This window comes from Polyangium jinanense, assembly GCF_028435365.1.
The window spans coordinates 587,976-602,604 of record NZ_JAGTJJ010000001.1 but is presented as its reverse complement, the minus strand read 5'-3'; the positions used below and the strand labels follow the sequence as shown (position 1 = coordinate 602,604).

General features: G+C 68.5%; 8 protein-coding genes and 1 tRNA gene. All 9 read right to left on the bottom strand.

Going from position 1 to position 14,629, the window contains the following annotated elements; genetic code table 11:
* Positions 1 to 39: 39 nt before the first annotated feature.
* The 9 genes from KEG57_RS02385 to KEG57_RS02345 all read right to left on the bottom strand — a co-directional run bounded on the left by KEG57_RS02385 (position 40) and on the right by KEG57_RS02345 (position 14,598).
* Positions 40 to 1,437, bottom strand: coding sequence for a hypothetical protein (locus KEG57_RS02385; protein ID WP_272418259.1), 1,398 nt, complete (start codon positions 1,435 to 1,437; stop codon positions 40 to 42).
* Between the two features lie 36 nt (positions 1,438 to 1,473).
* A complete protein-coding gene (folB, locus tag KEG57_RS02380) occupies positions 1,474 to 1,851 on the bottom strand; it encodes a dihydroneopterin aldolase (protein ID WP_272418260.1) in 378 nt (125 codons plus the stop codon).
* An 85-nt stretch (positions 1,852 to 1,936) separates the two neighbouring features.
* On the bottom strand, positions 1,937 to 2,662 hold the full coding sequence (locus KEG57_RS02375; RefSeq protein ID WP_272418261.1) for a Crp/Fnr family transcriptional regulator: 726 nt from the start codon (positions 2,660 to 2,662) through the stop codon (positions 1,937 to 1,939).
* Between the two features lie 44 nt (positions 2,663 to 2,706).
* Entirely contained in the window at positions 2,707 to 6,570 is a 3,864-nt protein-coding gene (locus tag KEG57_RS02370; RefSeq protein ID WP_272418262.1) for a hypothetical protein, read from the bottom strand.
* Between the two features lie 91 nt (positions 6,571 to 6,661).
* A complete protein-coding gene (locus tag KEG57_RS02365) occupies positions 6,662 to 8,734 on the bottom strand; it encodes a hypothetical protein (protein WP_272418263.1) in 2,073 nt (690 codons plus the stop codon).
* The gene (gene secA / locus KEG57_RS02360; protein ID WP_272418264.1) at positions 8,731 to 11,763 is read right to left on the bottom strand and encodes a preprotein translocase subunit SecA; all 3,033 of its coding nucleotides are present in this window, start codon (positions 11,761 to 11,763) and stop codon (positions 8,731 to 8,733) included. Before secA ends, KEG57_RS02365 begins: the two co-directional genes overlap by 4 nt.
* Before the next feature lie 270 nt (positions 11,764 to 12,033).
* Positions 12,034 to 12,118 (bottom strand) — tRNA-Leu (locus tag KEG57_RS02355).
* 72 nt (positions 12,119 to 12,190) lie between these two features.
* Complete coding sequence (locus KEG57_RS02350; protein WP_272418265.1) at positions 12,191 to 13,132, bottom strand: hypothetical protein; 942 nt, start codon at positions 13,130 to 13,132, stop codon at positions 12,191 to 12,193.
* Positions 13,133 to 13,200: 68 nt separating this feature from the next.
* A complete protein-coding gene (locus KEG57_RS02345) occupies positions 13,201 to 14,598 on the bottom strand; it encodes a hypothetical protein (RefSeq protein ID WP_272458060.1) in 1,398 nt (465 codons plus the stop codon).
* Positions 14,599 to 14,629 lie beyond the last annotated feature (31 nt).

Below are 14,629 nucleotides of genomic sequence, written 5' to 3'. Positions count from 1 at the left end.
ATCCATCGGCTTTTTCGGGCAGACGACCTCGCTTTGGCTTCAGGAAATGCGGATCGGATTCGCAAGGAGCCACAAGCGCTCGCGGATGTACGACTCGCCGGTGTCGCCGACGTGCGGGCGAAGGTGGGTCGGGAGGATGCGGACCTCGACGCGATACGCGCCGGGCGGCGCATTCTCGAGGCGGATCGTGTCGCCCTCGGCCGCGATCGTGGTGCCGGACGCGTCGATGCGGAGCAGGCGCATGGAGATCGTCGGTGCGTCGACGGCGGGATCGAGGTTATGAACCTTGGGAGCGTGGGCCACGATTGTGGCGCCGGCGGTGGTCTCCCCACCCATTTCAACGAAAGAACCGTTTGTCTCGGCATGAAAATCAAAGCCGGACGGCGTGCCGAGGATCTCGAACGCGACGTAGCTCCGGCCAGCGGCGAGGGCAGTCTTGACGGAAGCCGGGGTGATCGGGCCGTCGACGAGCGCGATGTTCGAGAACCACCGCATGAGGCGGCGGTAGCTGTCGCCACGCTCGCCGTCGCGGAGCATGCCCGGGAAGCTGTTTTCGTGGACGTCGGTGCCCGCGATGCCCGTGACGTGGCGCGTGGCAAGCAAGGCGTCCCAGCGCTGTCCGTAGATGGGCAGTTCTTCGAAGAAGCCGAGGAAAGCGAGGTCGGGCTGCGGGCCGTCTTCGTCCTGGCGGGTGAACGGGAGGATGGAGGCTCCCCCGCCATAAGCTTCGAGGCCGAGGAAGTCGCGGCGGATGTCGGGGTCGATCGCCGCGTGGACGTTGTAGACCTCGATGCCGTCGTACGGCATCGAAGCAAGCCACTCGGGTGTGCGGGACTCGGTGTGCGCGATGAAGACGAGGGCGCCGGCTTCGTGCATCACATCGACGGTGGCCGCGGTTTCGCCCTCGTACGTCGCGCGGCGCGTGGCCGGGTCGCCAGGGAGGTGGCGTTCGAGGCCCACGGACATGAAGGTGTTCTCGTTGCCCGCAGTGACGAGGACGCGGCGGCCGTCGCCACACGCGACGTAGTTGCCGATGGGCGCGCCGTCCGCGCCGAGGACGGGTTCGTCGCCAGGCTGGATGAAGAGCAACGAGGGGAAGTCGGCGTCCGCCATGTGGGCGGCGTGGTCGGTGAGGAAAACAAAATCCTCGGCGGCGTCGCACATGCCGCGGCGGAGGTTCGCGACGCAGTCGGTCCGAGGTACGCCGCTGTCGTCGAGGCCTTTGCCGTCGCACGCGTCGTGCGAGTAGGGCGAGTGGCTGTGGATGATGCCACGCGCCTGCGTGAAGCCACGCACGGGGCCGAGCGCGACGTCGCTCGGCGTGGCGAGTTTGTCCCAGGCACGCGGCGTGGGTTTGACGGAGGGGGTTACGTCCTCGCTAGAGCAAGCGAGGGCGAGGAGTGCGAGCGGAGCCGCGAGGAGCGAAAGGCGAGTCATGGCCCATGATAGGCCGCTCGCTCGTCTGCGGGATGGCTACGCGGGGCGGTTCGCCGAGAGCTCGACCGAGACCGCGTCGACCGACACCGACGTGGGCGGGCCGAACTTCTTGACCTGCACGGTGACAGCGACCGCAGGCGTGTCGGCGAGGATGCGCGTGATGAGCCGCTCGGCGAGGATTTCGAGCAGCTTGTACGAAGCACGCGTGCCCTCGTCGACGACGAGGTTCGCAAGGCCGTCGTAGTCGAAGACCTTCGCGAGGCTGTCCGTCCGGGGCAGACTCGAGACGGGCAACGAGACCTCGACATGGACGACGAAGTCCTGCGGCAAGCCGCGTTCGGCCCGCGAGACACCATGGCGCGCGCGGAACCGGATCCCTTCGAGTCGAATCCGGTAACTCTGGGCGATCGACATCGCGGTCGGGCGATAGCACGCCCGAGCGCGACCAAGCACGCGAAAAGGACGCGCGGGGCCGCCTGGCTGGTCGTTCGCCCGTGCGCTAGCGACGCTTCACGAGCGCGTCGCGGTCGACCACGATGAGCCGTCGACCCGCCACGGCGAGCAAGCCGTCCTTGCGGAGCGCGCCGAGGGTGATGGTGACGGTCTCACGCGTGGAGCCGATCGACTGCGCGATCTCGAGATGGGTGATCGGCGCAGAGATCAACGTGCCGCGTGTGTCGGGTACGCCCCAGCGATCAACGGCCCCGAGGAGGAACTCGACGAGGCGGCCCTCGACGTTGCGGAAGAGGAGCGACTCGATGCGATCCTCAGCCGCACGCTGGCGGTCGATGAGCAGGCCAAGGAGCGCGAGGCCAAGCGCAGGATCGTCGCGCAGCCACGCTTGAATCGCGGCAACCGGGAAGCGCACGACCTCGCTCTCGTCGATGGCGATTGCGCTCTCGGCGTACGTCCTGGCGCCCGCAAGCGCGGCCTCGCCGAGGAGATCACCGCTGCCGCGGTAACCAAGGGGGACCGTCTGTCCAGACGGTAGTTTGCGTTCGAGCCGCGCACGCCCGTGTCCGAGGAGCGCGAGCGACGTGACGTCGTCGTCCTGCTTCTGGATGGACATCCCCGCACGAACGACGTCGATTTCGGCGACTTCGAGCGCGCTGTCGAACGTCGAGCGAGCCACCTTCTCGAAGAGAGGGCAGAGCTTGAGCGCACGGTTGATGCGTACCTTGGGTGCGTCGACGGAGGGACGCCGGTTATCCTGGATCGTGACCATGATTCATGGTCCATATTACCAGGATTGGGCGTAACGCGAGATCGCTAACGTGATCCCACGGAAATCACGATGTCGCGATGCAGCGCCGCCTCCGCTTCGCGGACGAAGCTCTGGAAGGTGCCATACGCATCAGGCTGCACCCGGCCAGCGGGGATGTTGATCGCCCGTTCGAAGACGAGCGTGTCGCGATCCACGCGGTCACTGACGGTCGCCGTGCGGCCTCCGTCCTGGGTGGAAGCGGCGGCGAGTTGTGTGGTGACTCGCGCTCCCTCGGGGAGTTTGACCTTCAGGCGAACGTTCGAAAAGACCGAGGATTGCTCCGAGATGTAGAGCGGCGTTTCACGCGAGGGGAGGGCCGCGAAGGGCGAGAGGCGGAGCGCGAAGGGCGGCGAGACGACCATGTCGCCGGTGCGGACACGAGCGAAGTCGTTCATCTCGAGGTCCATGACGAGGACGAGCGGCGCGTCGAGGTCGGTCGCGTTCTTGATGTCGAGCGAGCGCAAACGCGCGCCGGGCAAGGCCTGGCCGATGAGCTTGGTCTCGATGGCCTCGTCGCGTTGCGCGTCGGGCAAGCTCTCGAGTGCGCTGCGGAGCATGATGGCGAACTTGCCCTCGAAGCGCTGTTCGAGCTTGAGCGTGGCCGATCCGTCGGTGCGGAGCTCGACCGTGCCCTCATAGGTGACGCCGTCGCGCGAGCCGGTGAGCGGCGTGGTCTCGCGCGGCGCGCCCTCTTCGAGCACGACCGCAGGCTGGCCACGCAAGGAGCTCGGGAGGTAGCCGAACGGCGCGAACTTGTCGCGCACGACCATCCAGCGCACGCCACGCTCGGTGTCGAGGCGGACGGCGAGCGCGTTGAAGGATTCGGCGTCGCTGAGCGGTCCCGTCGAAGGTGGGGTGAGGCGATCACGCACCATGCCGAGCGAGGCGTCGATGCCGGCGAGGCGGCAGAGGTAGAGGAACGCTTCGGTGCGGTTGCCGCTCTTGCCAATGACGATGCGGCGTCCGTCGTCCTCGCGGCCCTGCTCGACGTTCGCGAGGACCCAGCGGTAGATGCGGCGCGCCTGCTCGTCGACGGACGTCGGGCGGGCAGGTTTGTCCTTGTCGTCGTCGGGCGCGGCGCCGGTGACGATGCTCTCGGCGATGCGCTTGAGGCGCGGGTCGCGCGGGGTTTCGTCGCTCGTGGCGTCGACGAGGCGCTCGATGCGCTCGTCGAGGTTGATGCCCCAGCCGACACGCACGTTCGGGAGGAACTCCTGCGTCGGCGCGCTGCCGGGCTCCTCGGGGAGCGCGGGGCTGCGATCGACGCGGAAGCGACGCTCGACGAAGGCGCCGTTCTCCTTGAGGGTGGGCTTGGGGACGCTGCCGCCGATCTCGACGTCGAGCGGGCGGTTCTTGGGCGAGACGACGACGTACTCGCTGATGAAGTAGGGGATCTTTTCTTCGCGGAAGAACCAGCGCGGGCCCTCGAAGCTGCGGCCGCCGCGGCCGTCGCCGCGCAGCGTGTAGAGCGTCTCGGTCTCGATGTAATCGCCGACTTCGAGGTGCGGCATCGTGACGGTGGGCTTGCCGTCGACGAACTCGGGTTCGAGGACGCGGCCGTCTTTCTTGACGGTGCGGAGCTTGAGGACGAGGCCACGCGGGACGCGTTGTTCGGCGAGCTCCTCGATGGCCTCACGCGACTGGATGCCGATGATCTCGTGCTCCAGCATGCGCGCCGAGCCGTCGGCGTGGACCCAGACCGTGGCGTAATCGAGGACGCGTGCCGCGGTGCCAGGCATCGTGACGCCCGAGGCCTCGAACTGCGCGATGACCTTCTTGCCTTCGATGCGATACGGCGTGAGCTCGGTCGTGCCCTCGACGAGCTCGATCGCCTCGCGGAGCGCGGAAGGATCGGCGCCGGTCTGGATCGCCTCGACGAGCGCGGCGCGGAGGGCCGTTTTGTCGCCACGGGCGAGGCGCGCGTCGGCGAGCGCGAGGCGCGCCGAGGCGTCCTCGGGGTCGTTCTTGACGGCGCGTTCGAGGGCCTCGATCGACTCGCGTTGCGCGCCGGCGCGGGTGAGGAGATCGGCGATCTTGATGGCGATGTCCTGACGATCGCGGCGGGTCTTTCCGATGCGCTCGAGCTCGCGTATCGCGCCGCCCCAGTCGCGTCGTTCGAGCGCGCGCTGGAGGGCGACCTCGGCGTCGGGATCGAGGGCCTCGATGCGCTTCGCAATCTTGTCGGCCTCGGCGACGTCGCCGCGCTCGTCGTGGAGGCGGAGGAGCGCGAAGAGGGCCTCGGTGTCCTCGGAGAAGCGCGTGGCCGTGTCCTTGACGGTGCGCGCGTGCTCGACGGTCCAGCCGATCTGCGCGTACATGCGGCCGAGTCCCTTGAGGATGTCCGGGACTTCGCGGAAACGATCGGCGAGCTTGGCGACCTTGGTCGCGGCCTCGGGCGCGCCGACCTTGTCGGCCTCGTCGAGCGCGAGCCAGAAGAGCGAGAGCCAGAGGTCGGGATCCTTGGCGACGGCGCGGGCGCGGACGTCCTTCACGAGATCACGCGCGTCGTTCTGCGGGAAGATCGGGTCCTTCTCGATGAAGAGCGCCTGCGTGGAGAGCGCGGGGCCCGTGGCGCGCGACGGATCCTTCACGAGCGGTTCGAGCAGCACGGAGGCGAGGTCGTCCTGCCCCTCGATGTGCGAGAGCCACGCGGCGAGGTAACGCGCGATGGGATCGTTCGTGTCGCGCGGCGAAGGGCGCGGGGTGCGCGGCGCGGCCGGGACGCCGAGCGCGAGGAGGAAAGGTTCGAGGACGTTGGGATCGGGCAGGACGAGCGGCGGCTCGAGGACGTACGGCGCCGTAGGATCGTCGGAGGTCTCGGCGCCGAGGGGCAGGCCGTTCGGCGTGAGGATGCGGATGCCGGTCTCGGCGTTGCCGATGCGCGCGAGGATGCGATGGCGGCCCGCAGAGAGGCGGACGCGCGCGCCGAAACGAGGCCAGATGCCCCAGTCGCGCGGGTCACGCGTGAGGACCTCGACGTCGTCGATGCGGATCGAGAACGCGCCCTGCACGGCGACGATGAGCTCACGCTCGGCGGGGAGCTCGAGGAAGGTCTCGGCATAAAAGACGCCGCCCGAGACAGGCTCGCCGCTGCGGATTTGGCAGCCGCGCCGCTCGGTGGCGAGGACACGCGGTCGATCGGCGCGGCGCGGATCGGCCGGGAAGAGGCGAGGCCAGGGGCCAGCGCGCTCGGCCTCGTAATGCATGCGGTGATCATTCGCGGCGAGGTGGCCGAAGGGGCCAGCGAGGCGCGCCTTCTTGGCGCAGCCAAAGCGCTCGGCCGCGATCTCGGTCGGGCTCTTGTCCTTGCCCTCCGCTTCCTTGCGCAGGCCCTCGACGCTCCACCACTCCGCGAGGTCGCTGCGCGCGCGCCAGCCGATGTGGCCCGGTTGCTCGATCGTGCGCACGACCGTGTCCTTGGCGAGATCCCAGATGCCGGGGACGCTCGTGCGCAGGCGGAGGAGGTGGCTCGCCGCGTACCAGCCGATGAGCGGCGCGTCGGGGTGATCCGTGGTGCGGGCGGCGTTCACAGCGTCGAGGTGCGCGAGGGCGGCCGCGCGGAAGCGTCCGTGGGTCTCGTCGTCGACGGCGCGCGCGAGCGAGGCGTAGAGGCCCTTGTTCGAGGAAGCCTTGTCGAGCTTTCCGCGCGCCTCGCGTGCCCGCGCCGCGTCGCCACCGGGGACGAGCAGCTCGCCGAGCAGCCAGCGGCCGAGGACCTCACCGTCTTGCGAGGCGCTCGCGCCGGCGCGCATGGCCTCGATCGGATCGGCGGCCGGCTTGGGGACGGCCGAGCCGCAGGCGCCGAGGGCCGTCACGAGCGTGGCGGCGGTTGCGATGCGAGCGATCGCGGCGATCAGGCGAGGACGCATGGCCGACGTGTTAGCGCGGCCAGGCAGAGGGGGCGAGCCGTCAGGGGACGACGCCGTCGAGTTGGCGGGGGGTTTGGGGGCGCAGCTCCGTTTACGGAGCGGAGTCCCCAAGCGCGGCAGTAGAGATTTGGTGGAGGAGGACCGCCTGCTCGACCACGCCCGGCGCGACGTGCCCGCCCTCGGGACCGACCGCTCGTCGCAGCGTCGCGAGCTCCTGGTGGGCGGCGAGGAGCGCTTGCTCCAGCTCGACGGCCACGGCCGCGGGCTCTCCCTCGCCGCGCTCGGCGGACGCGAGGGCGAGCTCGAGCTGCGCGATGCGCCACTCCGCGGCCTTGAGATCGGCCTCGGAGCGGGCCGCGCGGGCCGCGAGCGTGTCGAGCTGCGTCTTCAGGGTGTCGGCGTCGGCGTTGGCGACGGGAGAGGCTTCCGCGGTCTCGGAAGGCGCCGCCTCGGGCGCGGATGCAAACCCGCCGAGCGCCGACGGAGGCACGGGCGCTCCGTTTTGCGGCGTGGCTGCCGGAGGAGCGGCCTCGCCCGCGGGGACCACGGCCGTCGCGCGAAGCGTTTCGAGCTCCTCGACGAGCTCCTTGCCCACGCGCAGGCCTTCGCGCAGCTCCGCTTCGAGCACCACGATGCGATGCCCGCGAGCCCGGAGCTGCGCTTCGAGCGCGTCGATCTCCGGCGCGAGTGACTCGCTCGCGGCGCGCTCGGCGAGCAGCGCGGCCGTTTGCTTCTCGAGCGTCTGGTTCTTCTCGGTCAGGTGGAGCCGCTCGGCCGTCGTCGCCGCGAGCGTCTCGGCGAGCTCGTCGGCGCGGCGCACGGCCGCTTGCCGGGTGGCCTCCGACCGTTCGAGCGCGGCTTCGAGCTGGGCGACGCGCGAGAGCAGACCGGGATCCGGCTCGCGTGAGGCGGCTTCCTGGGCAGCGAGGCGGAGCTCCAGCTCGGCGACGCGGGCGCGCAGCGCGGCCCGATCGCTCGAGAGCTCCTCGATGCCCACGCCGGCCGCGCTGAGCTCGCCTTCGAGCTCCATGGCGCGCGTGCGCGTCGTGGTGAGCTCGGCCGTGAGCTGCTCGATGCGCTCCTTTGCGCCCGGGATCTCCGGGCGTCCGCGGGCGAGCCCGAGCTCGACCTCGGCCTTCGTGCGGGATTTCTTCTCGTCGTCGAGTTGCTTCGCGAGCTTGGTCGCGCGGTCGCGCTGGCGGCGGAGCTCCTCTTCGAGATCGCGGATCTGGTGGGTGAGCCGCTCGGCCCGCACGTGCGTGTCGCCCGCGCGCGTGTCCACCTCGCGCAGCCGTTCGAGCTTCGCTTCGAGCTCGACCACGCGCGCCGCGGTCGCCACGGCGGCGGCCGCGCGCTCCTCGGCGGACTTCTCGTCCGTGCGCCTTCGCTCGTCGTGCGCGGCGAGCGCGGCTTCGAGCTCCTTCACGCGGCCCGTGTCGGCGGCCGTCGCGCCTGCCGTTCCGATCGCCTCGCGCACCTCGGACAGCGAGAGCTCCACGACCACGAATGCGTCGACGGAGACCTTTCGCTCGCTGGCGATCGCGATGAAGTGCTCGGGCTCCTCGGTCGCCTTGAGCAGCGACGTGTCGACGCTGACCTCGAGATCCGGGCCGGCGGCGAAGTCCGCCACCGTGTACCCGACGAACGGCGCTTGCCCGAGCATGCGCACGACGGGGAACTGGAGCGAGACGAGGTCGTAGAGCGCGTAATACCCGGGCGGCGACGTCTCCTTGCCGCGCGGCGAGGACAGCGCGAGCAGCCGGCGCGACGCGTCCGGGTTTGGCGAGGCGATCACCGCGACGCCGGCCGAGCCGACGAGCTTTCGTGCTCTGCGCAGCACGTCGGACGGGTCGGCGAAGATCGACAGATCGGGCAGGACGACCACGTCGAAGGCCCCATCGCGTACGCCGAGGTCGCCTTGGAGCACTGCGTGCGTCACGTGCCGGTCGCGATCCTGCGCGGTGCGCGCGAAGGCCTCGGCCGCGCGGGCAGCATCGGGATCGTAGGCGTGGACGAGCCTCGCGCCGCGCTCGACGAACCTCTCGGCGAGCTCCAGGGTCGCGTCACCGAGCACGGCGACGCGACGCGCGCGGACGAGGCGCTCGAGGTAGGCCCCGAGCACCATCGACGGGTGGACCGGCCTGTGTGACGCCGCGGTGCTCATACCGACGCCTCGTCCTCGGCGCCGTGGCACTGCATGAAGGGCTTACCGCTGCCGCAGGGGCACTCCATCTCGGCCGTGACGATCGGCTCTTGTGGCGGCGGCTCTTCGGAGGCGCCGGGCGGCAGCTCCTCGGCGTGGTGGGCCACGGCGTGATCGAGCTGCGCCTGGTGGCGGGCGAGGTCTTGCTCCTCGATCGCCTGCTCCTCCTCCTCGCGACGCACCTTCATCGCGAAGACCTTGGTCATCACGTTCGACTGCACGCGCGCGACCATGGTCACGAAGAGGTTGTAGCCTTCCTTCTTGTACTCCTGCTTCGGGTCCTTCTGGCCGTAGCCGCGCAGGCCGATGCCGTCGCGCAGGTGGTCCATGTCGGTCAGGTGATCGACCCAGGACTTGTCGAGCTCTTCCAGGTAGATGTGCCGGAAGATCCTGAGGAGCAGCTCCGTCCCGATCTCCTTCTCGCGGGCCTCGAAGGCCTTCTCGGCGCGATCGAAGAGGTCGTGCGCGAGGTGCTCGGCCTCGGCGTGCTCGGCGATCTCGTCGGGCAGCTCGATCCCGAAGTGCTCGCGGAAGCCCTGGAAGATCCCGCCCCAGTCCCAGTCCTCCGGCGGCTTCCGCGGCGGGCAGTTCTCCTCGACCATCGCGCCGATGATCCGGTCCATCAGGTCGAGGAAGCGCTCGCGTTGCTCGGTCAGCGCGCGCGGGATGATGTCGATGCACTCGTCGTAGATCTCGACGCCCGCGTCCTCGCGGCTCTCGAAGTCGATCTTCACGCCGTAGCGCGTGTAGAGCTCCTTCTGCAGGTTGTCGGTCTCGACGAACTTCTCGACCTTCTCGAAGTCCTTGCGCGAGAGCGTCCGCGGGTTGCCTTCCTTGTCGCGCGGCGAGATCGGATCGGCCGCGAACATGCCGAGCAGGTAGCCGATGTCCGGCACCACGTCCTCGACGATCCGCGGGAGCGGCTTGATCGTGCGCTTCTCGCCCGTCGCCTTGCCCTCCTCGTCGACGATGTCGGGCGAGTAGCGCCCCACGAGCAGCTGCTGACGAATGTCGTAGATCGTCTTGCGCTGCGCGTTCATCACGTCGTCGTACTCGAGCAGGTTCTTGCGGATGTCGAAGTTGCGCTCTTCGACCTTCTTCTGCGCGTTCTCTACGCTCTTCGTGACCCAGGGGTGCTCGATGGGCTCGTCGTCGGGCATGCCCATCTTCTCCATGAGGTTCTTCACGCGGTCGCCCGCGAAGATCCGCATGAGATCGTCCTCGAGCGACAGGTAGAAGCGCGACATGCCCGGGTCGCCCTGGCGGCCGGCGCGGCCGCGGAGCTGGTTGTCGATGCGCCGCGACTCGTGCCGCTCGGTGCCGATGATGTAGAGCCCGCCGATCTCGCGCACCTCGTTGCCCTCGGCCTCGCACTCCTTGCGGATCTGATCGACGAGCTCGTCGAACGCCTCGGGCTCGGCCTCGGGCAGGCGGTTCTGCTCCTTGAAGCGCAGCTTCGCGAGCATCTCGGGGTTGCCGCCGAGGAGGATGTCCGTGCCGCGGCCGGCCATGTTCGTGCTGACCGTGATCGCGCCTTTGCGACCGGCCTGGGCCACGATGAAGGCCTCATTCTCGTGCTGCTTCGCGTTCAGCACGCTGTGCTTGATCCCCTTCTTCCCGAGGATCTTCGCGATCGCGGCGCTCTTCTCGACGCTCGTCGTGCCGACCAGGATCGGCTGACCCTTCTCGTTCTTCTCGATGATCTCGTTGACGACGGCGGTGAACTTCTCGCGCTCGGTCTTGTAGACGACGTCCTCGTAGTCCGTGCGGATGATGTTCTTGTTCGTCGGGATGATGACGACGTCGAGCTTGTAGGTGCTGTGGAACTCCGAGGCCTCGGTGTCCGCCGTGCCGGTCATGCCGGAGAGCTTCTTGTAGATGCGGAAGAGGTTCTGGAACGTGATCGTCGCCATCGTGCGGCTCTCCTCCTGGATCCGCACGTTCTCCTTGGCTTCGACGGCCTGGTGCAGGCCGTCCGACCACCTGCGGCCCGCGAGCACGCGGCCGGTGAACTCGTCGACGATGAGGACCTTGCCCTCCTTCACCAGGTAGTTGACGTCGCGCTTGTAGAGCGAGTGCGCGCGCAAGCACTGGTTCAGGATGTGCAGCGTCTCCAGGTTGACCGGGTCGTAGAGGTTCTTGCTCTTCAGGACCCCGATCGCTTCGAGCAGCTTCTCGGCGAGCTCCACGCCATCGTCGGTGAGCGTGACGGAGTGGCCCTTCTCGTCGACGTTGTAGTGCTCCTCGTTGCGCAGGCGCGGGATCACGTCGTTGATGACGCGGTACTTGTCGCTCGACCGCTCGCCCTGGCCGCTGATGATGAGTGGCGTGCGCGCCTCGTCGATGAGGATCGAGTCGACCTCGTCGACGATCGCGTAGTTCAGCGGGCGCTGATGGTAGTCGAGCGCCGAGAACTTCATGTTGTCGCGGAGGTAGTCGAAGCCGAACTCGTTGTTCTGGCCGTAGGTGATGTCGCAGCGGTAGGCGTGCCGCTTGTCGGCGTCGTTCTGCTGGTTGACGACGACGCCGGTCGAAAGGCCGAGGGCGCCGTAGAGCCTGCCCATCCACTCGGCGTCACGCTTGGCGAGGTAGTCGTTCACGGTGATGACGTGGACGCCTTTACCTTCGAGCGCGTTGAGGTAGCAGGGCAGGGTGGCGACGAGCGTCTTGCCCTCGCCGGTGCGCATCTCGGCGATCGAGCCCTGGTGGAGCACCATGCCGCCGATGAGCTGCACGTCGTAGTGGCGCATGCGCAGGACGCGCCGGGAGGCTTCGCGGCAGACGGCGAAGGCCGGGATGAGGATGTCGTCGAGCTTCGCGCCGTTGTCGAGCTTGGTCTTGAACTCGGCCGTCTTGGCCTGGAGCTCGGCGTCCGAGAGCTTCTTCAGGTCTTTTTCGAGGGCCCCGATGGCCTCGACCTTCGGTCGCATGCGACGGATGGCACGATCGTGCGAGGTGCCGAAGATCTTCTTCATCGCCCAGGTGAGCATCGTCTTTCGCCTTGGCTCCGGGGCTCGTCGTCCCGGTCGGATCGAGGGTCGGGGGTGGCGCGGAGCCTGCCGAACGTAGTCCCTACGGCAAGCAGGCGCAAATCCCGGGATGGGGGCCTGAACACGTACCGGTTCGAAGCGCTTCCCGCAACGGGGCGAAGCGAAGTGGAGGGGAGCGCGCGGGGGGTGTGGGGGGCAGAGGAAGGCCCGGAGATTTTTTCGCAAAGCGAAAAATCGCTTCAGGGCCGACCGGAGCCCCCCACCGAGATGTGGTGCACGAGGAGGGAGTCGAACCCTCAATCCTTGCGGCGCCGGAACCTAAACCCGGTGCGTATGCCAGTTCCGCCACTCGTGCTCGGGGGCCGGCACTCTAGCAGCAAGTGGCGGAGCTGCGCATTCTTCCAGCGAACGACGGGATTTTCCGGCTCTAGGGGGCCACGCAGACCTGGTTTTCGCACTTCGGCTTGGCCGGATCGGTGCAGTGCTCGTCCTTGTCGCACTGCACGCAGACCTCGCCCTTGCAGATCGGCGAAAGCGGGTCCTTGCAGTCCGCGTTCCCGAGGCAGCCGACGCACTCGTTTTTGTCTTTGCAGACCGGCGTTTGCGGGTTCGTGCAGTCGCCGTTCGTCACGCACACCCGGCAGTTGTTCCCGTCGCAGATCGGCGCCGCAGCCCCGCAGTCGGCGTTCGCCAGGCATTCCACGCAACTGTTCTCGGCCACGTTGCAGACCGGCTTGCCCGCGTCCTTGCAGTCGGCGTTCGACGTGCAGGCTGAGTGGCACTTCGCGTCGGTTCCGCAGAGCGAGCCGGGCGGGCAGTGCCCGTCGACCAGGCACTCCTTGCACTCGCCTTTTTGCAGGTCGCAGACCGGCTGCCCGGCGCCGCAGTCCGCGTTCTCCGCGCACGCCCCGCACTGCCTGCGCGTCGGATCGCAGATCGGCTTCTTCGCGTCCGTGCAGTCCGTGTTCGAGAGACAGCCGAGGCACACGCCCGTGCTCGGGTCGCAGATCGGCGCCTCGCCGGGGCAGTCGCCGTTCGCCGCGCAGACCGGCTCGCACGTGAATTTGTGGGGGAAACACGCCTTGCCAGTGCCGCACTGCGCGGTCGTCTGGCACGCCTCGCAGCGGCCGAGCACGCAGAAGGGCGCGCTTGCGGGGCACATCTCGTCGGCCGAACACTCCACGCAGCCGAGCGTCGGGCTACAGCCGGCCGCGCATTTTTCACCGCCGAACGTGCACGTGTTCTCGTTGTTGTTGCTGCTGCCCGACGTGTTGTCACCGTCCGAGCTGCAGGCGCTCGCGAGCACCGCCGTGGCTGCGACCGTCACACACGCGACGAGCCAGGACTTCCAAAGACGTACGTTCGCCATGGTCACCTCCGGGGGGGACGAGGATCAGAAAAGCCTTGTTTTACGGGGAGAAAGGGAGGGGGGAGGGATCAGCGGGCGATGAACACGCCGCGGAGATCTTCGGTCTGCGAGATCGGCACGCCGTCCTTCATCGACGTCGCGCGGAACTGGTAGATCATGCCCGGGGTCAGCGCGTCGCCCTTGTACTCGACGGTCACGTTGTCCGAGCCGCTCACGCTCGGCACGGCCAGGTCTTCCCAGACGAGCACGCCGAACGCGTCGAACACGCGCACCTCGTACATGTCCTCGCTCGAGTCGTCGGCCCAGACGAACGTGGGCGTGCCCGTCACCTCTTCGATCGCGTCCTTGCCGGGCGAGACCGTCTCGAGCGAGCCCGTCACCTTGAAGCCCTCCTTCGTCACGCTCATCCCGTTCGCGATCGTCACGTCGAGGATGGCCGTCCCGCCGATCGAGATGTCGGGGTCACGCACGAGGCCGTCGTTCTCGAAGGCCGCGAGGAGCACGTAGTCGCCGTCGGGCACGCCCGAGAACTCGTAGGCGCCGGTCACGCCGCCCACGCGCAGGCCCTTCGGCACCTCGCCGCGCGCTGCTTCCGTGATGAACGTGTCCTTCAGCGCGAGCACGACGCTCGTCGTGTCGAAGCCGTTGCCATTCACGACCTGCACGCTGCCGGTTACCTTCGCCGTCGCCGCGCTCGTGATGCGCAGCTCCACGTTGCCCGTCTCCTTGCCCGCCTCGACCGCCACCGTCTTCGGCGTGATCTGCAGGCCTGCGGCGTAGGCCTTCACGTCCACGCTCGCGTTCGCCGGCACGTTGTACACGACGAAGTTGCCCTTGAAGTCGACGATGCCCGTCGATCCGCCGGCGACGACCAGCGCGCCTGCGGGCGCCAGTTCCACGCCTGTGTCGGCCACCACCGTGCCTGCGATCGACCCGAGGCCTGACGCATTCGGCAGCGGCACGAGCGCGATGTCCGTCGACGGGTTTTGCACCACGGGCGGGCTGCCTGTGGCCGTATCCACATCGATCGGCAGCGCGACGCGCGGGGCCACTGGGAACGTCTGGTAGCCCGACGCGTCCGCGCGCAGGGTCAGCTTTGCGGCCAGCGGTTTGCCTTCCGCGTTGCGTTTGGCCGGCACGTTCAGCGTGTACGACCCGTCCGCGCCCGAGATGGCGACCGGCGAGACGGCCGCGTCGTTCGCGTCGCGGGCGACGATACGCGCCCCCTGGACGGGTTTGTCGTCGAGGGCATTCACGACCACGCCCTTGAATGCCACGGGCGCAAAGCAGGCCGGCTCGGCTCCTTCGACCTCCTCGCACACGAGCCCGGTTTCGCAGCCGGACTGCGCCTGGACGGAGCAGCTCTTGTTCTCGTTCTTCGGCGGTTCGTCGTCGCCGCAGCCCACGAGCGCGGCGGTTGCGAGGGAAAGCGTGGCAATCGTCAATACGCGAAGCGAATGCATCATCGTGCCTCCAAGGAAACCTGGACCGGAAGGA

Bases quoted from the DNA above. Each gene is read 5' to 3' on its own strand.
- KEG57_RS02385 (WP_272418259.1), bottom strand. From the start codon at position 1,437: ATGACTCGCCTTTCGCTCCTCGCGGCTCCGCTCGCACTCCTCGCCCTC.
- folB (WP_272418260.1), bottom strand. From the start codon at position 1,851: ATGTCGATCGCCCAGAGTTACCGGATTCGACTCGAAGGGATCCGGTTC.
- KEG57_RS02375 (WP_272418261.1), bottom strand. From the start codon at position 2,662: ATGGTCACGATCCAGGATAACCGGCGTCCCTCCGTCGACGCACCCAAG.
- KEG57_RS02370 (WP_272418262.1), bottom strand. From the start codon at position 6,570: ATGCGTCCTCGCCTGATCGCCGCGATCGCTCGCATCGCAACCGCCGCC.
- KEG57_RS02365 (WP_272418263.1), bottom strand. From the start codon at position 8,734: ATGAGCACCGCGGCGTCACACAGGCCGGTCCACCCGTCGATGGTGCTC.
- secA (WP_272418264.1), bottom strand. From the start codon at position 11,763: ATGCTCACCTGGGCGATGAAGAAGATCTTCGGCACCTCGCACGATCGT.
- KEG57_RS02350 (WP_272418265.1), bottom strand. From the start codon at position 13,132: ATGGCGAACGTACGTCTTTGGAAGTCCTGGCTCGTCGCGTGTGTGACG.
- KEG57_RS02345 (WP_272458060.1), bottom strand. From the start codon at position 14,598: ATGATGCATTCGCTTCGCGTATTGACGATTGCCACGCTTTCCCTCGCA.